Source organism: Lacrimispora brassicae (assembly GCF_054772055.1).
Genome location: NZ_BRYH01000048.1, coordinates 56233 through 79317 on the forward strand (window position 1 = coordinate 56233; position 23085 = coordinate 79317).

Genomic DNA, 23085 nt, shown 5'->3' on the forward strand with positions numbered 1-23085 from the left:
GACAAAGACAAAACACCCGGGAAATAATTCCCGGATGTTCTCTTGAGATTCAGATGTTCCTTCTTATTTAATGATAAACCGGCATCCAGTCCTTGTGCGCCTCAAACAGCTCGTCACAGAGCTTGATAATTTTATCAAGAGGCAGCTCTGCCGCTGTGTGAGGGTCCAGCATAGCGGCATGATAGACCGCCTCTTTACTCCGGGTTCTGGCCGCCTCGATGGTCAATAGCTGTACATTTAAGTTGGTCCGGTTCAGAGCCGCACACTGCTCCGGCAATGCTCCGATATAGGTCGGGGTGATACCGGTGGAATCAGAAATGCAGGGAATTTCCACGCAAGCCTCCATGGGAAGATTGGAGATCATTCCATTATTGATTACATTGCCCCCAAACTTATATGGCTGATTGGTTACAAATGACTGTATGATATAGGCCCCATATTCGATGGACTTTTCATGGGTCAACCTGGAATTCTCAGTCAGCTCCGCTTTGATGTCTTCCCAGCGTTTGATATTTCTCACACACCGCCGGGGATACTCGTCTAGAGGAACATTGTAGTAATCAATCAATTCAGGATAGGCCGCCTTGATGAAATAGGGCATATACTCCGCATTATGCTCGCTGGATTCCGTTACATAGCAGCCGAATTTATCCATGATCTCAAATCGCACCTTATCGGTATCTACACAGCCCTTCTCCCGGTACAGCTTTTTAAGCTCAGGATACAAATCCTTTCCATTCTTTGATATCTCCAGCAGCCATGCCATATGGTTAATACCGGCAATTTTTGACTGAATATCTGTATCATCTTTAAGACCAAGCCCTGTCAGCAATTCCTTTGTGCATTTTTGAACGCTATGGCACAACCCTACGGTTTTGATATCCGTATGACGCAGCATATAGCCGGTCAGGATTCCCATTGGATTGGTGTAATTTAAAAGCTGTGCATTAGGACAACAGCGATTCATCTGCTCTGCAAATATCTCCATAACAGGTATGGTCCTGAGAGCCCTGAATACACCTGCGACCCCCATAGTGTCTCCGATGGTTTGGCGCAGACCATATTTTTTAGGTATCTCAAAATCCCAGATGGTACAAGGATCATATCCACCGACCTGAATGGCATTGATGACAAAGTCGGCATCTTCTAAAGCCTCTGGTAATTCATCCAGACCAACGTATTTCTTAAATACAGCACGGTTGTTGTTTGAATTGGCATTGATATTTACCATCATCCGGTAACTCTCTTCCACTCTGCTTTGGTCAATATCATACAGTGCAAATGTGGCATCGTTTATCTCAGGTGTTAAAATACAATCACCCAGGACGTTTCTTACAAACACAGAACTGCCTGCGCCCAAAAATGTGATTTTCATTGTTTTGTGCTCCCTTCGCCTTATTCGTCTAAAGCCTCTTGCATTTTTTCTTCAAGGTTTTTCATGGTGTCTTCGGGGCTTACGGAACCGTTTACAATCAGCGCTTCGGTCTGCTCACACCAGATTACATTTAATTGCTGGAACCTGCTGGAGGTCTCATCCTGAGCCATCTTAGGATCTACGGTTGCTGCAATCTCTAAGAAAATCTTCATTTCCTCAGGAAAATTCTTAAATTCAAGCCCTTCTGCAATCAGACTCTGGGAAACCGGAATAAAATTGCCTTCTTCGCAGAAAAGCTTCATATTGTCTTTTCTGGCGATATAGTCGATAAAGATGGCACAGGCATTGGGATACTTGGTTTCTTTATAAGCAAATAATCCGTTTCCGCCAAGATCAGAAGTTGTTTTCCCATTGACCTGCGGCATATATGTAACAGCCCAGCCGTCTTTGAAGTTTTCATCCATAAAAGCAGTATGCCAGCTTCCGGCAAATACAAATGCAGTCTTTTGCGCCGAGAACATCATGTTGGTCTGAGCATCCTGGGGAAAGCTCGCCTTAGGCATCAATCCTTCTTTGGTCCAATCGCCCAGCATGGTCAGGACCTCCAGAGTCTCCGGAGAATTGATAGCAATTTCAGTTCCGTCATCACTTAAGATTTTACCGCCGTTCATGTAAAGGAGGGGAAGGAACCGATAACCGTTACCATTCTCCCAAATTCCCGAAAATGCTGTATCCAGATTATAATCTGCTTTCAGCTTCCTGGAAATGTCAGTCAATTCTTCTAAACTCCAGCCATCATTGGCATTCTGTGGAATCCGGATTCCCGCTTCCTCAAACATTTTCTTATTGTAGAAAATTGCAATGGTATCCGTATGATGAGGCAAACCAACCAGCTTTCCGTCATAAGTAAGAGCTTCTTTATAAGCCGGAATCAAATCATCTAAAGTCTCTTGTGAAATTTTCCCAGTCAGGTCAAGCATCACATCCGCTTCTTTAAATTTACCTAATCTCTGATAGGTATACCGCATTACATCCGGCCATTCATTGCCGGCGATCATGGTATCAAGCTGATCCCGGAAGGTTTTGGATGGATAAGCTTCCGCAACCAGTTCAACCTCCGGATGATCTTTCCGGAACCGGTCAAGAACCGCTTTCCAGGCTGCCGTATCCGACGGAGAGCCTTCCCAATAAGCGAACTTGATCACTGCACCGTCTTCTGCTTTTAATTCTTCTGCATTTGCTGCTTCGGCCTGAGCCGGTGCTCCGGTTTCCTGGGCGTTTGTTTCGGTCTGGCCGGCTGCAGCCGGCGGCGGTGTGTTTTTTCCCGAACACCCTGCCGTCAACACAATGGCTGACACCATAAGAACTGCTGCTAACATCTTTCCTGCTTTTGATTTCATTCTGCTCCTCCTGTTTATTCACATTATATTTCACTAGCCCTTGATACCCGATGAAGCGATACCCTGTACAAATTGTTTCTGAAATATCAAAAACACAATCAGCACCGGTATCGTAGTGATCAATGCGGCACTCATCAGCATGTTCCAATTGACAAACTGTGCCCCATTGAGTAATTGCAGCCCTATCTGAACCGTATACATGCTGCTTTTTGACAGTACGATCAGAGGCCACTGAAAATCATTCCAACGCCACATAACGGTAAAGATCACCAGAACACTGATCAGAGACTTTGTGTTGGGTAAAATGATCATTGTAAAGATCTGAAACTCGGTAGCACCGTCTATTCTGGCCGCCTCAATCAATTCATCGGGAATTTCCGACATAAACTGCCTTGACAAGAACAGCCCAAAAGCTTCCGCACATGGCGGCAGAATCAGTCCTGCATAGGTATTGACCATCTTAAGTTTTGACAGGATTATAAAGTTTGGGATCATGGTCACCTGCACCGGAATCATCAGTGTGCTTAAGATGATCAGGAAACATAGCTCCTTGCCTTTAAACTTATACTTAGCGAATGCAAATCCCGCCAGAAGGTTAATAAAAACAGTTATCGTGGTAGCTGACACAGTTACAATCGTACTGTTCTTAAAATACACAAGAAAATTGTTTTCCCGAAACGATCTGGCAAAATTACCAAGCTCAAACCGGCTGGGCCACAGGGTGGGCGGATAGGCAAATATTTCCTCCACCGGCTTAACCGCCGTCACAAACATCCAATAAAACGGAAAGAGAAAAATAATGGTGATGCAAATAATCGCGATATAGGCGAACACATCCAGGGCAGTTATTCTTTTCTTGACCATCAGCTTTCCTCCTTTTGGAATTTATATCGAAACAATGTAAACAGGAACAAAATCACAAACAAGATTACTCCGGACGCCGATGCCTGCCCATAGTTATTTTTAAGGAATGCTGTCTCATAGATATACACGACCAGGGTTTTGGTAGCGTTGAGCGGCCCGCCCTTTGTCATGATATAAATCAGATCAAAAGTTTTAAACGAATAAATAATACAGGTAATCAGTATAAATACATGAGTGGATTGAAGCAGGGGAAATGTTATGTACAAAAACTTCTGCCAGCCAGTGGCGCCGTCAATGGTGGCCGCCTCAAAATAATCCGACGATATTCCCTGAAGCCCGGCCAGATAAATCACCATATTGTATCCAACCCTGCTCCACAGCGTACCTGCCACAATCATGATCATTGCAAAACGGGGGTTATTGAGCCAGTCGATCTTCGTAAACCCTGCTGATTCCAACAGATAGTTAATCAGTCCAAGCTGCGGATTAAAAATCCATATAAAAATCATACCGGCTGCTACCATGGATATAATAGACGGAATATACAATGCACTTCGAAAAAATCCCCGTCCCACCAGCTTTCTGTTTAACAGCACCGCTAATCCAAGAGCCAGAACCATCAACAGCGGAACCGTTATGAGGGAGAATTTAACCGTATTTAGTAACGAGGTTAAAAATATCTGATCAGTCAATATTTTCTTAAAATTATCCAAACCTACAAACTTCGGATTTCCAAGCCCCTTCCACTTGACCAGGCTGTAATACCCGGTCATAATCAGGGGAATGATCATAAACGCCATGAATAAAATCATATTGGGTAAAATGTAAAGGTAAGGCACTATTTTTACATTTTGCCAAAACGGACGTTTCTTTATAGTTGCATTTGATGCTGCTCTTTTCGCCAATAATCCCACCATCCTTTTTTTGCATTATGTTGTTTTTTTATTTTCAAACAAACAGACTTTTTTATTTTTCTAAAAATCCTCCACCCTTCCTCCCTATTGATAATAATATCACAATTCAAAAGTAAAATCATAATTATCACTAATACAGATGAAAAATATTTTATTTTTTATGCATATTAACATCTCTTTTCGTTTTTTATCTTTTTTATTTGTATATCTTTTCATACATGATAACATATAATTTTAAAAATACATATTGTGTTTTGTTTGTTTTATATGTTATAATTTTGGAATTATAGAAATGATGAGGGGTGGTTTAACGATGAAGAACAATTATGAGATTTCAGAACAGCAATATACCGATACCATAAAACAGACAGTCTTTGATCCCTGCGCCCCCGGCAACTACGAGCATGAGATGGGCCGAAAAGACATCATGATCATCAATCAGCAATTGACGGATATCAATCCCCTTACCTGCGGAGAACAATATTGCGAGTCAGGCTATATATACGGACCTAAGATGCGTGAATATTACCTGCTTCACTACGTTTCCTCCGGCAAAGGAATTTTCATCACCGACCGGGGCACATATTCGGTTGACAGAGGTCAGATCTTCGTGATTCGCCCATTTGAAGTCACCAGCTACCAAGCCGGCAAAGAGCAGCCCTGGCATTATCGGTGGGTGGGCTTTATGTCCGATCTGGATCTTTCGGCCATTCTTGATGAGGATGTAATCTCAGCACCGGAATGTGACTATCTATTCCGTCTGATTATGGAATGCGAGCACATGGAAAGCCTGAAAGAATATTTTATCTGTGCAAAGGTTTTTGAGATTTTAGCGCTGATCAATAAAAAGAAGCACAAGGAAAATAACAAAAGCAGAGAATATATCTTAGCTGCCAAGAATTTTATAGAGGTCAATTATCAGAATCCTGATCTAACCGTCGCCCAGATCGCCGACCGAATCAATCTGGACAGAAGTTATTTCAGCACATTATTTAAGAAGTATATGGATAAATCCCCCCAGGCCTATCTTATGGATCTGCGTCTGAGCAAAGCAGCCGAACTCATCGCCTTCAAGGGGATGACAACCGGCGATGCCGCCATGGCCTGCGGCTACTCCGATGTACTGAATTTCTCCAGGATGTTCAAAAAGAAATTCAATGTTCCCCCTTCGAAATTCTCAAAGAGGGAACTGATTTATTAGGGTGTACTTAAAAACTGCTTGAGTTAAGATGTACTTTCCACTTTGCGGGCCGGAATGCATAGATTACACAATGAGTTTTCAGATCCGCCCGGCAGCCTGGGCAGCAGCGATCCGGTAGGCACTAAGAAAAGCATTGGCAGCGGCTACCCTCTGCCCGGCGATGTCAAAAGCAGTTCCATGAGCCGGAGTGGTGACAGGAACCGGAAGTCCGGCGGCCACCGTAACGGCATTTGCAAAATCTTTCAATTTCAATGCGATCTGGCCCTGATCATGATACAGGGTCACCACCCCGTCAAATTCCCCCCGGAAGGCCCGGATGAAAATAGTATCCGAAGGAAATGGCCCCGCCACACAGACCCTTTTCTCTATGGCAGCAGCGATGGCCGGTTGGATTATATCAATCTCCTCCCTGCCGCAAAGCCCGTTTTCACCAGCATGGGGATTCAGGGCACATACTGCGATTCTTGGTGTAGTGATGCCCGCCGCCTTCATGGTCTGATCTGCCAGCAGAATGGCTTCTTCTATTTTATCACGACTTAAATATTGACCGATCCTGGCCAGAGGGATGTGGCTTGTCACCCGGGAAGTCCACAGGCCTTCCACTACATTCATTTCTCCGGTCAGGCCGCTGTATCCCATGGCTTCCTGAAACACCTGCAGCTCACTTTCAATATCCGGCCTGACCAGCTTCATGGCTCCTTTGTTAAAAGGTGCATAACAGATCCCGTCAATGATTCCCTTTTGGTACAGCTCCACCGCCTTAGCGATCATATTAAAAACTGCCTGCCCGCAAACAGGATTCAACTCCCCATACCTAATCCCGCGCAGATCCGCCTCCTCCAGTTCATATACTGTAATTTCCTCTGTGATTTCCTGTTCCTTTTTTACAAAATCCGTTTCACTGCTGATCACTTCATAATCAAAGCTGACCTGTAAAAGCTCCATTTCCCTTTTCAATATGGATTCATGCCCGATAATCAGAGGAACTGCATCCTTGCTTAGTTCCCCCGACTGCAGGCATTTCACCACTAACTCGGTTCCAATCCCGGAATAATCCCCCAGCAAAACTCCTATCACCGGTTTTTTCTTCATATTACCAGACTCTCCTTTGTTTAAATTTGAGCTAATACTAGCATGTTCCATTCATATTTACAACGGCATTTTGTTCGTTAAAAATAACATTATGTTTTAATATGACGTTTTGATAAACCACTTCTAATCCATATTTTTAATTATCTTATCCCTGTTCTTGCTATCTGTAAAATTCTCCTTCGCGAAAACTTTTACCTTTCAAAGCTGTTTTCAGGCTAGGAAGAAAGATCGGGTAATCGAGTAGGAGGTGGTGACTAACCGCTGCCATCTCACAATACCGAGCGTATCAGTCTTTCTTTTGACAGCGCTCTGTTAACCGTACTTGATGCAGATGTAAACCAGTAAGCCTTTCAGCTATTCGCTGTCATGTGTGCAAAATACATCTGGAATACCAAGTTTTCGTACTCCTCCGTCTTGTTTTGGTACGTCCTTCCCACCGGGTGGATTTGAGACTTGCAATCGTAAGAACGTGCACCCGCTGGGTGCACAAACAGAAAACGCCCGGGATATATTTCCCGGGCGCTCTTAAATCAAAAAACGATATTCTTACTCCATGGTAGCATACTGGAAGAACCAGTAGCCATATGGAGAATGCCATGTTCCCTTTAACTTGGGATCCTGCAACCAGAAGTCATTGTAATAAGCAACCGGTGCAATTGCAGCGTCCTCCAGGATCATGTTTTCAACCTCATGCAGTTTGGAATAATGCTCTGCTAAATCAGCGGCAGAGTTGGCTTCATCAAGCAGTTTGTCAACTTCTGCATTGCTGTACTTCGCATTATTATTACCACTGGTGGACATCATCAGATTCAGCATGTTGGATGGATCATCGTAATCATATACCCAGCCATCACGGGCCACCTGATAATCGCCAGCGCGGCGTGTAGGCGTAAATACACCCCACTCAACTACCTTAATATCCATATTGATTCCTAAAGTTTCCTTCCAGCAACTCTGCAGATACTCTGCTACCGACTTATGATAACCGGCATCATTGGTCATATATTCAATGGTTGGGAATCCCTGGCCATCGGGATAACCTGCTTTCGCAAGAAGTTCCTTTGCCTCTGCTACATCAGCGTCATAATTCGCAACATCAAAGAAATCACCGCCGTTGTTCTTTTTTGTCACTTCTTCAAAGAATGACCCATCTTCCACATCTGAAATACCAGGTCCCACAAAGTTTGTTGCAGGAGTATAGGTTCCCTGCATAACCGTATTGGCAACATAATCGCGGTCAATGGCAAGGCTCAGAGCTTTACGCACATCCGGATTATTAAATGGTTCTTTCTGGTTCTGGAAATCAATATAATAAGTGCCCATGATAGGCTCTACGTGAAATTCTTCTTTCCCCTTAAGGCTTGGAATCTCTTCTGTCGGCGGCTCCTTGATCATTGAAACTTCACCTGCCTGGTATGCGCTGTACGCAGCATTGGGATCTTCCATCAGAACGAACTTCAGTGTATTTAAAGTAACCTTATCTGCATTCCAGTAATTCTCATTTTTTGCAAATGTAATATGGGAACCTGGTACCCATTCGATCATCTTTAAGGGACCATTGGATACATAGGTTGCAGGCGTTAAGGTCCACTTATCGCCATTTGCTTCAACGGTGGACTGCTGTACAGGAACCATAGTTGCATGAGTGAGCAGCTTTGCAAAATAAACGCATGGTACAGATAATTCCACCACAAAGGTCTTGTCATCAGGAGCAGAAACTCCAAGTGCATCAATGTTTCCTGCGGTTGCCTCTTCAAAGCCCTTTACATACCCCAGCATGTCTGCTGCATAGGGAGCAGCGGTGTTTGGATCTGCCAGCCTCTTCCAGGAATACACAAAATCACCGGCAGTTAAAGGAGAGCCATCGCTCCACTTAAGTCCGTCACGAAGATGGAAGGTATAAGTAAGTCCATCCTCGGATATATCATAAGATTCTGCCTGACCAGATACAATTTTGTTATCAGCATCCACGACCATCAACGTTTCAAATGCATGAACAATCATATTGGCACCATCAACCGCACTATTTAAAGCGGGATCGACGGTCTCCGGATCTGGACCGATGCGGACTGCAAGATCAAGTCCTGCGGATGTTCCTTGGGCGGGAGCCGTTGTTTCGCCGTCGGCTGCCGCAGCTTTGGTTGTGTCAGAGCCTGCTTTTGTACCTGCAGTATTATTCCCTCCGCAAGCGGAAAGAATCATACCGGAGGCCATAACAGCAGCCAACACAAGTGACATTTTTTTCATAGATCGTCCTCCTAATAAAAATCATATTCTATCAACGCAATAATACTTTAATCAGCTACTGCATCAACTTATCTTTTAGCATACCATAAAAGCAGGAAAATAGCAATGAGATTTTAGTTCGGCAGACAGGCAGACAGGTCACAAAAAACAAAAACACCCAGAAAACAATCCTGAGTGTTTTTATACATAACAGATATTTCTTATTCCATGGTAGCATACTGGAAGAACCAGTAACCATACGGAGAATACCAGGTTCCCTTTAACTTAGGATCCTGTAACCAGAATTCATTCCGATAAGTGATGGGAGCAATTGCTGCATCCTCAAGGATCATATTTTCCGCCTCATGAAGCTTTGCATAGTGCTCTTCAATGTCAGCCGTGGAGTTGGCTTCATTAAGCAGCTTGTCAAGCTCAGGATTTTTGTACAACGCATTGTTATTGCCGCTTGTAGACATTAACAGATTCAGCAGATTAGAAGGATCATCATAATCAAAGCTCCAGGCATCACGTGCAACCTGATAATCTCCTGCACGGCGGGTAGGTGTAAAGGTAGCCCATTCAACAATCTTAATGTCCAGGCTAATGCCAAGGGTTTCCTTCCAGCAGCTCTGCAGGTATTCTGCCACCGCTTTGTTATGACCTGCATCATTGGTCATGTACTCAATGATCGGGAAGCCCTGTCCGTCAGGATATCCTGCCTTTGCAAGAAGCTCCTTTGCCTTTGCAACATCTGCTTCATGATCTTCAACGTTAAAGAAGTCGCCCCCGTTGTTCTTCCGTGTTACATCCTCAAAATGAGTTCCACCTTCCGCATCAGAAACGCCTCGGGGAACAAAGTTTGCTGCAGGAGCACCAATGCCCTGCATAACCGTATTGGCCACATACTCACGGTCAATGGCAAGGCTTAAGGCTTTGCGAACATCCGGATTGTTAAATGGCTCCTTCTGGTTTTGGAAATCTATATAGGAAATACCCATGCCTGGCTCTACATGGAACTCCTCTTTGCCCTTAAGCGCCGGAATCTCCTCTGTTGGAACATCCTTGATCATGGACACTTCGCCGGTCTGATAAGCGCTGTAAGCAGCATTGGAATCTTCCATCAGGACAAATTTCAAGGTATTTAAAGTAATCTTATCCACATTCCAGTAATTTTCATTCTTTGCGAAAGTTATATGAGAGCCTGGAACCCACTCGATCATCTTTAAAGGTCCGTTGGAAATATAAGTTTCTGGCTTTAAACTCCACTGCTCCCCATTTGCCTCTACAGATGCCTGCTGTACGGGAACCATAGATGCATGAGTAACAAGCTTTGAAAAATATACGCAGGGAACGGATAATTCTACTATAAAGGTCTTATCATCCGGAGCGGAAACAGCAAGAACATCCAGATTTCCGGCAGCAGCCTCTTCATAGCCCTTTACATAGCCCAGCATATCTGCCCCATAAGGAGCTGCCGTATTAGGATCCGCCAGTCTCTTCCATGAATACACAAAGTCATTGGCAGTTAACGGACTTCCGTCACTCCATTTCAGACCCTCACGAAGATGGAAGGTATAGGTAAGCCCATCCTCGGATACATCATAAGATTCCGCCTGACCAGGTACAATCTTGTTTTCTGAATCCACGATCAGCAAGGTCTCAAAGGCATGTACAATTACATTTGCACCATCAGCCGCACTATTTAAAGCCGGATCAATGGTTTCAGGGTCAGGGCCTACCTGAACCGCAAGGTCAAGGCCTCCGGTTGCTCCTGCAGGAGCAGTTGTTTCCCCGTTTGCTGAGGTCGTACCGCCTGCAGATGGGCCAGCCGATTTATTACCGCCGCAGGCGGAAAGAATCATGCCTGTTGCCATGACAGCAGCCAATACCAGTGACATTTTTTTCATAAATTCCCTCCTATAAAATATATTTATCGGCACAGCAATACATGATCATGTATTCTGTGCCGATACACTTTTAGCATAGCATATAAACTGTAAATTAGCAATATAAATCAGTTCACCTTGTCCAGATGATGGCACGCTGCAAAATGTCCGGAAGAAACCTCTTTCCACTCCGGCTCCTGGGCTGCACAAAGCTCATCCGCATAAGGACACCGTGTACGGAAACGGCAGCCGGATGGCGGATTTACCGGGCTTGGTACATCTCCCTCCAGAACGATTCTCTTGGAACTACGGCTGGTTTTCGGGTCCGCAACGGGAATGGCAGAGATCAGACTCTTGGTATATGGATGCACGCTGTGGAAGGTCAGCTCATAGCTGTCTGCAAGCTCCACCATCTTTCCTAAGTACATAACGCCGATCCGGTTGGAAATATGCTTTACAATGGAAAGGTCATGGGCAATAAAGAGGTAGGTCAGTCCCATTTCTTCCTGAAGCTGTTCGAACATATTGACAACCTGTGCCTGAATGGACACATCAAGAGCCGATACCGGCTCGTCACAGACAATGAACTGAGGGTTCACTGCAAGAGCCCGGGCAATTCCCACACGCTGGCGCTGTCCGCCTGAAAATTCATGAGGATAACGGTTTGCATGCTCTGAATTAAGTCCTACAGTGGACAGAACCGAAATGATCTGGTCCTGACGGTCCTTTCTATTGGAAGCCAGATGATGGATGTCGATGGCTTCACCGATAATATCCCCAACAGTCATACGGGGATCCAAACTGGCATAGGGGTCCTGGAACACGATCTGCATTTTCTGACGGTAAGGGAGCATATTCACCTTTGTAATATCTTCCCCGTCAAAAAAGATCTTTCCTGAGGTAGGCTCATAAAGCCGGAGCAGAGTACGTCCTGTTGTAGTCTTTCCGCAGCCGGATTCTCCAACCAGTCCCAGAGTTTCACCTTTTTTGATTCCAAAGGAAACGTCATCTACTGCCTTTACCACCTTTTTCTCAAATAATTTGCCTCCTGCAACAGGGAAATACTGCTGTAAATTCTGTACCTCTACAAGATATTTATTATCCATCATGCATCTCCCTTCTGGGCCTGTTGTTTCTCAAATTCTTGTTTCTGAAGCAGCCAGCAGGCACTGTAATGAATATCAGATATATCCGTATATGGCGGCATTTCACGCAGACAAATCTTCATGCAGGCTCTGCATCTGGGCGCAAAGGGACAGCCGGCCGGCGGATTAAGCATATCCACAGGGCTTCCTTCAATGGGAACCAGCTTGTTGTGTTCTTTTTCCGTAAGCTTCGGAATGCTTCGAATGAGCCCCTTGGTATATTCATGGCTGGGATTATAGAAAATATCATCAGTATTTCCGTACTCCACCACTTTTCCTGCATACATAACTGCAATGCGGTCACACATGTTGGCAACAACCCCCAGGTCATGGGTGATCATAATGATCGCCATACCAAGCTTTTCTTTTAATTCCATCATCAATTCCAGAATCTGAGCCTGAATGGTAACGTCAAGAGCCGTAGTCGGCTCATCGGCGATCAAAAGCTTTGGCTCACATGCAAGGGCAATGGCGATCATAACACGCTGGCGCATACCGCCGGACAGCTCGTGAGGGTACTGCTTCAGACGCTTATCCGGTTCGTTGATGCCTACCAGGGTGAGAAGCTCTCTTGCTCTTTCATTTGCCTGCTGTTGGTTTTTCTTTGTGTGAAGCATGACCACTTCCGTGATCTGGTTTCCAATGGTGTAGACCGGATTTAAGCTGGTCATGGGATCCTGGAAAATAATAGAAATTTCATTTCCCCGGATTTTTCTCATTTGCTTCTCTGACATCTTCTCAATCTGATGTCCGTTAAACTGAAGAGAACCGCCAATCAGGCGCCCGGGATAAGCAGTGAGGCCCATAAGGCTGTAGGCTGTTACAGACTTACCGGAACCAGACTCTCCTACAATTCCTAAAACCTCTCCCTCACGAAGATGAAGGGATACATCATTAAGCGCCTTAACCTCTCCAGCCGGAGTAAAGAAGGAAAGACGTTCATTCTCAATATTAACTAAATATTCACTCATGGAATCTCTCCTCCTTTAATCTTTCAGTTTTGGATCGAATGCGTCACGGAGACCATCACCCAAAAGGTTAAAACTTAAAATAATAACAGAAATCGCAAGAGCCGGTGCGAATAAGCGGTGAGGATAGCTTTGCAGACCATTTAACGCAGCGCTTGCAAGACTTCCCAATGAAGGCATGGGCGCAGCAACGCCAAGACCCAGGAAGCTTAAAAAGCTCTCCGTAAAAATAGAAGAAGGAATCTGCAGTGTAGTTGTAACGATCAGAGTACCAATACAGTTTGTAAGCAGGTGCTTCTTAATAATATGACCGCTGGAAGCGCCAAGAGCTCTTGCCGCAGTTACATATTCCTGTTCCTTTAAAATCAGGATCTGGCTTCGCACGATACGTGCCATACCTACCCAGTAGAGCAGGGCAAATACAACGAAAATACTGATTAAGTTGACGCCGATGACCTGGATCCACTGAAAGCCGGGCCTTTGAGACAAAGCTTTTAGAGGCTGGTCAAAAGCAACGGACAACAGTACGATGATCAGAATATCAGGCACCGTATAGATCATGTCCACGACACGCATCATGATCATATCCACCCATCCGCCGAAGAAACCTGCAACGGAGCCATAAAGGGAACCAATGAGCAAAATGATACAAGAAGCGATCAAGCCAACCATCAGGGAAACACGGCTTCCCATCATGACACGGATGGCATAGTCACGGCCCAGGTTATCTGTTCCCAAAACATGAGGAAATACATCCTCTCCTGCATCCATGGCAGTCAGTTCCTTTTGGGAATACTGCATGGGAGCAAGGTTTTCACTTCCCCTGATCTGCTGTTCATAGCTGTAGGGATACAATTGAGGCACAATAAATGATAAAATAAATACAATAATGATCACAACAAGGCTGACCATTGAAATCTTGTTCTTTTTAAGGCGCCTGATTCCATCCTTCCAAAATCCTACGCTCTTGCGCATGACGGTTAGGCTTTCTTTTTCTGCATCGCTTGCCGGGAGAAAGTCTTCCACATTAAGCTGCAATGATAATTTATTCTTTGGCATCTTCTTTCTCCTCTCCCTTACTTCAGATTAATTCGCGGATCGATGAATTTATAAGCAACGTCCACCAGCACATTCATGATAACCATTAAAGTAGCAAGGAAAATCGTAGTACCCATAATGAGCGGATAGTCACGTCCTGTAATGGAACCAATGAATTCAGATCCCAAGCCCGGTATCGTAAATATCTTCTCAACAATAAAGCTTCCTGTTACGGTATAGGCCAAAAGAGGACCTAAATATGTAACAACCGGAAGAATGGCATTACGAAGCGCATGCTTAAAGATGCTGACCATCTGGGAAAGCCCCTTGGCACGGGCTGTTCTCATGTAATCCTGTCCCATAACATCCAGCATGGAAGAACGCATCAGACGTGCGATATATGAGGACGGATAAAATGAAAGAGCCATTACGGGCATAATGTAATTTTTCCATGATGCCAGTCCAAAGGTAGGCAGGAGGCCCAGCTTCAGGCTCAAAACATACATTAAAATAGTACAGACTACAAAGCTTGGTACTGCGATGCCGCATGTACTGAATATAATAATAACATTATCAACAGCGGTTCCCCGCTTGAATGCAGCGATACTTCCCAATGGAACGCCAACTAAGACAGCAGTCAGGATGGCGATTCCGCCGATCTTTGCAGATACCGGGAACTTTGTTTCGATGATCATATTCACCGTACGGCCGCGCTGTTTTACGCTTAATCCTAAATTGCCATGAAGCAAATCTTTCATATAGGTCACATACTGTTCACCTAACGGTTTGTCCAGGCCGTACTTTTCATTAAGGGCCGCCTGGGCCTGTGGGCTGATGGCCTTCTCAGACATGAAGGGGCCGCCTGGCACCATGTTCATGACAAAGAAAGTAACCGTTGCAACAGCAAAAATGGTTACAATCGCCATAGCGATACGTTTTAAAATATATTTAGCCACTTTCCTCAACTCCTTTGGTATAGTGATGTCCGCCTATTATGGAAACATATGTCAATGGTAAACGGACATTGTTTGAATAGAAAAATCCCATGGATACCCATGGGATTCCCCCCAGAATCCTGTTACAAGATTACTGCATCTGCTTTGCAACTTCTTCTGCAAAGTTCTCTTCTTTTCTCTCAAGACCTTCACCAGTCTCAAAGCGTACGAACTTTTTCACTTCTACCTTACCGCCAACTTCCTTGGAAACCTGCTCCAAGTACTTGCCTACGGTTAAATCTCCATCTTTTACATAAGCCTGGTCTACCAGACAGAATTCCTTTAATTCTTTATTTAAACGGCCGACAATCATTTTCTCAAGAATGTTGTCCGGTTTATCCGGGTTCTCATTCTTAGCCTGTACCTTTAAGATTTCCATTTCATGATCAATGAATTCCTGAGAAATTTCATCTCTCTTCACATACTTTGGTGTTAATGCGGCAATCTGCATGGCAATATTCTTTAAAGCTTCCTTGACAGCGTCATTCACCACTTCTGCATCAGCTTCAATTAAAACACCGATTCTTCCGCCGCCGTGGATATAATCAACAACCACACCGTCGGTAACGATCTTTTCAAATCTTCTGATGTTCATATTTTCCCCGATCACTGCGATCTGGCTGGACAGTGCCTGAGCAACTGTTAAGGAGCTGTCCTTTGTCCATGTCTCTGCAAGAAATGCATCCATGTCTTTTGTCTGAGAAACAAGCACCTGAGCTGCAACGTCTGCAACATAGCCCTGGAACTGAGCATTCTTTGCAACAAAGTCTGTCTCACTGTTTACCTCTACGATTGCAGCAGACTTTCCATCTTCGCTTACAACAGTGGTAACAAGTCCTTCTGCCGCAATTCTTCCTGCTTTCTTAGAAGCAGCCGCAAGTCCTTTTTCTCTTAAGAACTCTACTGCTTTGTCCATATCACCATCTGTTTCTGCAAGAGCCTTCTTGCAATCCATCATACCTGCGCCGGTCATCTCTCTTAATTCTTTTACCATTCCAGCTGTAACTGCTGCCATTTGTTTTCCCTCCATCAATTGATTTCATTGCTATTGCCCATGCTTTTTGGGCATAAAGGTATGCCGCAGGGCGTTCTTTTCAACTTTGATATTCTCAAAGGCTGTTTGATTCACAGGAACTTTTTTCCAGTAAAAAAAGCTCCGACCCGCTTCTCAAAGCAGGTCGAAGCATTAAATCGCCTGAATAATTAAGCCTCTACAGTCTCTTCTGTTTCCTGAGCTGCTTCTGCTTCTTCAGCTACTGCCTCGCCCTGGTTTGCCTCGATCACTGCGTCTGCCATCTTAGATACAATTAACTTAACGGCTCTTATGGCATCATCATTGCCTGGAATCACAAAATCAAGTTCTTCAGGATCACAGTTTGTATCAGCGATACCAATTAACGGAATCCCCAGTGTATGAGCTTCCTGAACGCAGATTCTTTCTTTCTTAGGATCTACAACAAAAATCGCATCGGGAATCTTCTTCATTTCTTTGATTCCGCCTAAGTTCTTCTCTAATTTCTCCCATTCTTTCCTAAGAGCAAGAACTTCTTTCTTAGGAAGAACATCAAATGTGCCGTCAAGGGACATGGTCTCGATCTTCTTTAATCTTGCAACTCTGGACTGGATTGTCTTAAAGTTTGTAAGCATACCGCCAAGCCATCTCTCATTAACGAAATACATACCGCAGCGCTCTGACTCGGCCTTGATGGCATCCTGAGCCTGCTTCTTTGTTCCTACGAAAAGGATCTTGCCGCCTTCTGCAGCAATGTCAGACACTGCCTTGTAAGCCTCATCTACCTTTACAACAGACTTCTGTAAGTCGATGATATAGATACCGTTTCTCTCTGTGTAAATGTATGGAGCCATCTTAGGGTTCCATCTTCTGGTCTGATGACCAAAGTGTACGCCAGCTTCTAAAAGCTGCTTCATTGAAATAACACTCATGTTACTACCTCCATTTGGTTTTACTTCCGCCCGCTTCTCGTGCTTCCGGGGAGACCGGTATCCGGCACCCTCCTCTGGAATCCGCAGACGTGTTTTTTGTCAGCCTAGCCAGTATAGCATATCTTTCTACATGATGCAAGTATTTTTTTGTATTTTATGTGCAAAACAAACATATCCTGCCATATTTTGTGATTTAATGAATCAACTGGATATTTGGTCATATTGTCGGTTCTCCAGACACAAGGTTGAGGGGTTTTTCATTGGGCTTTTACTAAAAAAAGAGCAGTTGTTTCCCTCTGCTCTTTTTTTCCTGACTCTGGATTTTATATATCTTTTATTTCCCGGCGCTCCGCTATATTTTTAACGGTTCCGGCTCTAATGGTTTTTAATTCATCAAAGACTACGTCATTCAATACCTTGATATAAGTTCCCTTCATGCCGGAAGATCTGGATTCAATCACTCCCGCACTTTCAAATTTCCTAAGGGCATTGACAATAACGGAACGGGTGATGCCTACACGGTCAGCGATCTTGCTGGCCACCAGGATACCCTCGTTTCCATCCAGTTCCTCAAAGATATGAGTAATGGCTTCCAGTTCGGAAAAAGATAAGGTGCTGATTGCTGACTTGACAATCTGTACTTTTCTGGTTTCCTCCGCATTCTCCTCATTGACGGAACGCATCATCTCCAGTCCTACCACTGTTGTGCCGTATTCGCTTAAAATGATATCGTCTATATCATATTGGGAATCGGATTTATAAATAAACAGGGTTCCAAGCCTTTCCCCTGCAATGTCAATAGGTGTGATGATTGCTTGGTATTTTCTGATATCGTCACCAGTGAAACCCAGCGTTTCCAGATTGACGTTTTCCTTGGTTGATAAAATGCTGAGCAAACGCTCGTTTAACATCGTATCTACATAACCGCCTACCTGGTCCGCGATCAGCTCCTGAATTTCCTCGATGTCCGGTGTCAGGCCAATGCCAAGCACCTTTCCCTTCTTGCTGATCACAAGAATATTCGAATTCAGGATCTCGGTCAGCACTTCACAGATATCGTTAAATACAACCTTATGCGAATTATTGTTATGCAATAATTTGTTAATTTTTCTAGTTTTGTCCAACAACTGTACGCTCATAGCCGAAAACCTCCTTAAGAATTTATGTGAAAATCTAAAATACACCTCTAATGATTAAATATTAACATTATTATTTTCAAATAACAATAGTTTTTTGAAGATTTTCGATTTTCTTAATAATTATTCTTTTTTCCTATTTGTCAGTGCTATATCCGCATTGCTCGTTTGAGCAAAGCAATTTGTTTCCCTTTTCAACCATATAGGCTCCACACTTGGGGCAGGCCTTCGTAGAAGGCTTTTGCCAGGACATAAAATCACAATCCGGATTTGCTTCACATCCGTAATAGATTCTTCCCTTTTTGGTTTTCTTTATTACTACTTCTTTTCCGCATTTCGGACAAGGAACGCCGATCTTTTCCAGATAAGGCTTTGTATTCTTGCATTCAGGAAATCCGGGGCAAGCCAGGAATTTCCCGTGAGGGCCGTACTTTATAACCATGTTCCGTCCGCATAGCTCGCAGATCTCCTCCGTCACCTCATCGGCAATGGTCACGGTTTCTAATTCCACAAGGGCTTTATCCACCGCCTCCTTTAAATCCGGATAGAAATTTTTCACAACTGTCTTCCACTGGACAGAACCGTCTCCCACTTTATCAAGAAGGTATTCTAAGTTGGCAGTGAAGGTGACATCAACAATGCTTGGGAAGCTTTGCTTCATCATGCTGTTGACCACTACTCCCAGTTCTGTCACATAAAGGTTTTTACTCTCCTTTGCCACATATCGCCTGGCTAAAATGGTGGTAATCGTAGGGGCATAGGTACTTGGGCGCCCGATGCCTTGTTCTTCCATGGCTTTTACAAGAGAGGCCTCCGTAAAATGCGACGGCGGCTGGGTAAAATGCTGCCCGCTCTCAAGCATATCCAGCTTAAGGAGGCTGCCTTTTTCCAGATTGCCCAGCAATACATTGGCTTCTTCCTTATCATCCTCCTGCACATATACGGACATAAAGCCGTCAAAGGATAACTTGGAAGCGGAAAGAGTGAACACATATTTTCCGGCTCCCACCCTGACTGAAGTAGTTTGATAAACGGCTGGCTGCATTCTGCTGGCTGTAAAACGTTTCCAGATCAACTGGTAAAGCCGGAATAAATCCCGCTGCAGGGATTCCTTTACCATAACCGGCGTCAGCGAAATATCTGTGGGACGGATGGCCTCATGAGCATCCTGGATCTTTGCATTGCTTTTTTTCGCCTGCTCTCCATTTGCCACATACTGGCTGCCGTACTGCTTTCCAATATATTCCCTTGCCGCAATGTCTGCCTCCTCAGCGATCCTGGTGGAGTCGGTTCTCAAATAGGTGATAAGTCCCACTGTCCCGCGTCCTGCAACTTCCACACCTTCATATAGCTGCTGGGCCAGGCGCATGGTTTTCTGTGTTGAAAAGTTAAGTACCTTGGACGCTTCCTGCTGAAGGGTGCTGGTGGTAAATGGAATGGGGGCTTTCTTGATCCTTTCCCCATTCTTGATTTCCTCCACCTGGTAGGTCTGGTTTTCAAGACCTTCCAGGATCTCTTCCAGTTCTTCCTTTTTCCGGATTGCAATTTTGCCGTCTCTGTCACCGTAAAATTTTGCAGTAAGAAGCTTTTTGCTCCCTTCCTGCTTTAAAACTGCTTCCAGGTTCCAGTATTCCTCAGGAATAAATGCGTCGATCTCTTCCTCCCGGTCACTGATCAGCCGCAGCGCCACTGACTGAACACGGCCGGCGCTTAAGCCTCTCTTTACTTTTGCCCAAAGGAGAGGGCTTATCATATATCCTACCATACGGTCCAAAACCCTTCTGGCCTGCTGGGCGTCCACCAGGTCCATATCAATCACTCTTGGGGTTTTTAAGGAAGTCTTTACCGCGTTCTTCGTAATCTCGTTAAAGCTGATCCGGTACACCTGCTTATCCTTCAGTTCATCCAGCTTCAAAGCCTTCATCAGATGCCAGGAGATCGCCTCTCCCTCCCGGTCAGGGTCAGTAGCAAGATAGATCTTATCAGCCTTCTTTACTTCTTTTCTAAGCTTGGCCAGGATATCGCCCTTCCCTCTGATTGTTATATATTTAGGATCAAAATCATTCTCTACATCAATTCCCATCTGGCTTTTCGGGAGATCCCTCACATGTCCGTTAGAGGCATCTACTTCATAATTCGCTCCCAGGAACTTTTTTATCGTCTTTACCTTTGCCGGTGATTCCACAATTACTAAACAGTTCGCCATACCAAACTCCTCGCCTATAATTTCTTACCATAATATTGATGGGATGTCTGCACAACCCAGCCTTTAAGTTCTAATTCCAAAAGGGCGCTCATACAATCGCTGACAGACAATCCGCTTAAAGCTATGATCTCTTCCAGATTCTTTGGTTGCAAATCTAGGCAACTATACACCATTTTTTCTTTTTTGACAAGTCCGTTCTTATCTTTTTCATGAACTCTTAATATATTACCACTTTGTAATTTGAAATATTCCAGTACAGAATCAGGGCCTAACAAAATTCCGGCACCTTCAAAAATAAGCCGGTTGCAGCCGGCACTTAAGGGATCCGTGGCTCTTCCGGGAAGGGCAAAAATTTCTTTTCCCTGTTCAAGACCCAGGTTCACCGTGATCAGGGAACCGCTCTTTTCCCTTGCCTCAATCACTAAAATCACATCCGACAGCCCGCTGATGATCCGGTTCCTCATGGGGAAATTACAGGGTCTTGGCGCTTCTTTTGGCATGAACTCTGTAATGATTCCTCCACTGGCCGCCATCTGTTGGTATAATCCATAATTTTCCTTTGGATAGCAGATATTGATCCCGCAGCCTAAAATTCCATAAGTATCCCCGCCTGCTTCCAGTGCTCCCTGATGTCCTGCCCCGTCAATTCCCCAGGCCAGTCCGCTGATGATCTGAATCCCTGCCCTGGATAGCTCTCCTGCCAGGTAAGAGGCCATTTGTTTTCCGTAATTGGTACAGTTTCTGGCTCCGATTATGGCAACCGCAGGCCTTTCATCCTCAGGCAGCTTTCCTTTAAAAAAGATTCCCATGGGATATCCGTAAATTGCAAGGAGCCGTTTCGGGTATTCCCTGTCATAGGGTGTAACAAAATGAATCCCTCTATTTTCTAATTCCTCCAGCTCCCATCTGCAGGCGTCTTTCTCTCCTTTCATCTTCTCAAAAAATGAAGCTTCTGCCTGTTTTAAAAGTCCTGACCGCACCAGTTCTTTTCCTTCTATATTATATATCCCTTTATAGCTTCCAATGTAATCATACAGTTTTTTTATTTTCACCGCCCCCAGAGACGGAACATGACAAAGCCAGTATAAATACTCCCGTTCTACATGATCACCCATAGATTCCTCCCCAATACTTTCCTTCCAGGCTTCGCAGCCCCACCGCCTCTGCCAGATGGTCCTTTTTAATCTTTTCACAGCCTTCTAAATCCGCTATGGTCCTGGACACCTTCAGGATCTTTTCGTAGCCTCTCACACTGAGCCCCAGATTTTCATAAACTTTTTTTAGAAATTCCTGCTCTCTCCTTCCAAGACCGCAGGATTCCTGGATCTGGGCCTTATTCATGGAGCTGTTAAAATATATCTCCTGGCCTTCAAACCGCTTTTTTTGAATCTGTCTCGCCCCCTCCACCCGTGTCCGTATGGAAGAGGAGGACTCACCGCCCTTTCTTTCCTGGAGTTCTTCATAAGTAACTGCCCCGGATTCTGCACAGATGTCGATCCGGTCCAGCAGCGGCTTTGATATCCTGCTTAAATATTTGCGCACCTGCTGTTCAGAGCACCTGCATCTTGCCCTGTCGGGAAAAAATCCACAGGCGCAAGGGTTCATGGCGGCTATCATCATAAAATCCGCCGGAAATTCATAGGCGCCAAACATCCTGGAAACCGTTATTTTCCTCTCTTCAAGTGGCTGCCTTAAAATCTCTATGGTATTTTTTTCAAATTCGGGTAATTCATCCAGAAACAGAACGCCTCCGGATGCCAGGGAGATTTCACCTGGTTTTGGTATCCGCCCTCCCCCGGCCAAGGCCGTGGGGCTGATGGTATGATGAGGGCTGCGAAAGGGCCGTTTTGTCATTAAGGGCCTTTCCTGGGAAAGCAGTCCGCATACGCTGTATATCTTTGATATTTCCACGGCCTCCTCCATTGACAGGGAGGGCATGATGGTGGGAATCCTTTTGGCCAGCATGGTCTTTCCGGTTCCAGCGGGACCGATATAAAGAATATTGTGCATACCTGCCACCGCCACCTCTGTGGCCCTCCTTAAGAGCATCTGCCCTCCAATCTCTGAAAAATCCACGCCATAGGCCTCTTCCTGCCCCGTCAGTCCGCCTTGGCCATGGCAGCCTGCTCTTTGTTTCTCAGAAAGCTTAAGCTGATCCGTTAAATCTTTCAGATGATCCACACCAATGATTTCCATTCCTTCTATTACTAAGCCCTCACTGACGTTTTCACTGGGGAGAAAACATTGACGCTTTCCGTCCTTTTTTGCGGCCGCTGTGATGGAGAGGGCCCCTCGTACAGGCTTAATCTCCCCATCTAAACCCAATTCCCCGGAAATCACACAATTTCCCAAAGCAGCAGGCTCTATCATGCCGGAAGCTGTGAGAATGGCCACCGCAATGGGCAGATCAAAAGCAGTCCCCTCCTTGCGGATGTCGGCAGGGGACAAATTAATGGTGATTTTTCTTGCAGGCAGCCGGAAACCGGAATTTCTCAAGGCCGTTCTTACCCGGTCCTGGGCTTCCTTCACCTCAGCGGAGAGATAACCCACCATGGAAAAGCCTGGAAGCCCGTCACTGACATCTGCCTCCACCAGAATGGGGACGCCCTCCACTCCCTTAATGCCCACACTATGAACTTTACTGTACAAAACCGCCTCTCCTTTCCTTATGTACGCCCATGCTTTCTGGGCATAA

18 protein-coding genes are annotated in these 23085 nt (G+C 44.9%); 1 reads left to right on the forward strand and 17 read right to left on the reverse strand.

The genetic code is table 11. From position 1 onward, the window contains the following. Positions 1 to 67: 67 nt before the first annotated feature. From melA to ACYVD3_RS21345, 4 genes are read right to left on the reverse strand one after another with little or no spacing between them, the layout of a single operon-like run. Positions 68 to 1375, reverse strand: a complete 1308-nt coding sequence (melA, locus tag ACYVD3_RS21330; protein WP_460644511.1) for an alpha-galactosidase — start codon at positions 1373 to 1375, stop codon at positions 68 to 70. Positions 1376 to 1395: 20 nt separating this feature from the next. Next, a complete protein-coding gene (locus ACYVD3_RS21335) occupies positions 1396 to 2775 on the reverse strand; it encodes an ABC transporter substrate-binding protein (RefSeq protein ID WP_460644512.1) in 1380 nt (459 codons plus the stop codon). A 33-nt stretch (positions 2776 to 2808) separates the two neighbouring features. After that, positions 2809 to 3639: a carbohydrate ABC transporter permease gene (locus ACYVD3_RS21340; protein ID WP_460644513.1), complete on the reverse strand. Its 831-nt coding sequence runs from the start codon at positions 3637 to 3639 to the stop codon at positions 2809 to 2811. Next, positions 3639 to 4544, reverse strand: coding sequence for a carbohydrate ABC transporter permease (locus ACYVD3_RS21345; protein WP_460644514.1), 906 nt, complete (start codon positions 4542 to 4544; stop codon positions 3639 to 3641). Before ACYVD3_RS21345 ends, ACYVD3_RS21340 begins: the two co-directional genes overlap by 1 nt. Positions 4545 to 4866: 322 nt before the next feature. On the opposite strand from ACYVD3_RS21345, the gene ACYVD3_RS21350 reads away from it, so the two are divergent. Beyond that, positions 4867 to 5754 (forward strand): helix-turn-helix domain-containing protein, encoded by an 888-nt coding sequence (locus ACYVD3_RS21350; RefSeq protein ID WP_460644515.1) that lies wholly within the window; start codon positions 4867 to 4869, stop codon positions 5752 to 5754. A gap of 78 nt (positions 5755 to 5832) precedes the next feature. Here ACYVD3_RS21350 and ACYVD3_RS21355 read toward each other — a convergent pair whose 3' ends face one another. The 13 genes from ACYVD3_RS21355 to ACYVD3_RS21415 all read right to left on the reverse strand — a co-directional run bounded on the left by ACYVD3_RS21355 (position 5833) and on the right by ACYVD3_RS21415 (position 23039). Further along, positions 5833 to 6846 carry a 4-hydroxythreonine-4-phosphate dehydrogenase PdxA gene (locus ACYVD3_RS21355; protein ID WP_460644516.1) on the reverse strand — a complete coding sequence of 338 codons (1014 nt, stop codon included), beginning with the start codon at positions 6844 to 6846 and terminating at the stop codon, positions 5833 to 5835. Positions 6847 to 7392: 546 nt separating this feature from the next. Continuing rightward, the gene (locus tag ACYVD3_RS21360) at positions 7393 to 9093 is read right to left on the reverse strand and encodes a peptide ABC transporter substrate-binding protein (RefSeq protein ID WP_460644517.1); all 1701 of its coding nucleotides are present in this window, start codon (positions 9091 to 9093) and stop codon (positions 7393 to 7395) included. A 200-nt stretch (positions 9094 to 9293) separates the two neighbouring features. Further along, positions 9294 to 10979: a peptide ABC transporter substrate-binding protein gene (locus ACYVD3_RS21365; RefSeq protein ID WP_460644518.1), complete on the reverse strand. Its 1686-nt coding sequence runs from the start codon at positions 10977 to 10979 to the stop codon at positions 9294 to 9296. Positions 10980 to 11086: 107 nt separating this feature from the next. After that, positions 11087 to 12064: an ABC transporter ATP-binding protein gene (locus ACYVD3_RS21370; protein ID WP_460644717.1), complete on the reverse strand. Its 978-nt coding sequence runs from the start codon at positions 12062 to 12064 to the stop codon at positions 11087 to 11089. Next, a complete protein-coding gene (locus tag ACYVD3_RS21375; RefSeq protein WP_460644519.1) occupies positions 12064 to 13074 on the reverse strand; it encodes an ABC transporter ATP-binding protein in 1011 nt (336 codons plus the stop codon). Before ACYVD3_RS21375 ends, ACYVD3_RS21370 begins: the two co-directional genes overlap by 1 nt. A gap of 15 nt (positions 13075 to 13089) precedes the next feature. Continuing rightward, entirely contained in the window at positions 13090 to 14130 is a 1041-nt protein-coding gene (locus ACYVD3_RS21380) for an ABC transporter permease (RefSeq protein WP_460644520.1), read from the reverse strand. A gap of 17 nt (positions 14131 to 14147) precedes the next feature. Further along, complete coding sequence (locus tag ACYVD3_RS21385; RefSeq protein ID WP_460644521.1) at positions 14148 to 15065, reverse strand: ABC transporter permease; 918 nt, start codon at positions 15063 to 15065, stop codon at positions 14148 to 14150. Between the two features lie 130 nt (positions 15066 to 15195). After that, the gene (tsf, locus tag ACYVD3_RS21390; RefSeq protein ID WP_460644522.1) at positions 15196 to 16119 is read right to left on the reverse strand and encodes a translation elongation factor Ts; all 924 of its coding nucleotides are present in this window, start codon (positions 16117 to 16119) and stop codon (positions 15196 to 15198) included. A gap of 188 nt (positions 16120 to 16307) precedes the next feature. Further along, positions 16308 to 17048, reverse strand: coding sequence for a 30S ribosomal protein S2 (gene rpsB, locus ACYVD3_RS21395; RefSeq protein WP_460644523.1), 741 nt, complete (start codon positions 17046 to 17048; stop codon positions 16308 to 16310). 323 nt (positions 17049 to 17371) lie between these two features. Continuing rightward, positions 17372 to 18187, reverse strand: coding sequence for a GTP-sensing pleiotropic transcriptional regulator CodY (gene codY / locus ACYVD3_RS21400; protein WP_460644524.1), 816 nt, complete (start codon positions 18185 to 18187; stop codon positions 17372 to 17374). A 133-nt stretch (positions 18188 to 18320) separates the two neighbouring features. After that, positions 18321 to 20390, reverse strand: a complete 2070-nt coding sequence (gene topA / locus ACYVD3_RS21405; RefSeq protein WP_460644525.1) for a type I DNA topoisomerase — start codon at positions 20388 to 20390, stop codon at positions 18321 to 18323. Positions 20391 to 20404: 14 nt separating this feature from the next. Continuing rightward, a complete protein-coding gene (dprA, locus tag ACYVD3_RS21410) occupies positions 20405 to 21505 on the reverse strand; it encodes a DNA-processing protein DprA (protein ID WP_460644526.1) in 1101 nt (366 codons plus the stop codon). After that, positions 21498 to 23039 (reverse strand): YifB family Mg chelatase-like AAA ATPase, encoded by a 1542-nt coding sequence (locus ACYVD3_RS21415; protein WP_460644527.1) that lies wholly within the window; start codon positions 23037 to 23039, stop codon positions 21498 to 21500. The genes dprA and ACYVD3_RS21415 overlap by 8 nt, the downstream gene beginning before the upstream one ends. Between the last annotated feature and the right edge of the window lie 46 nt (positions 23040 to 23085).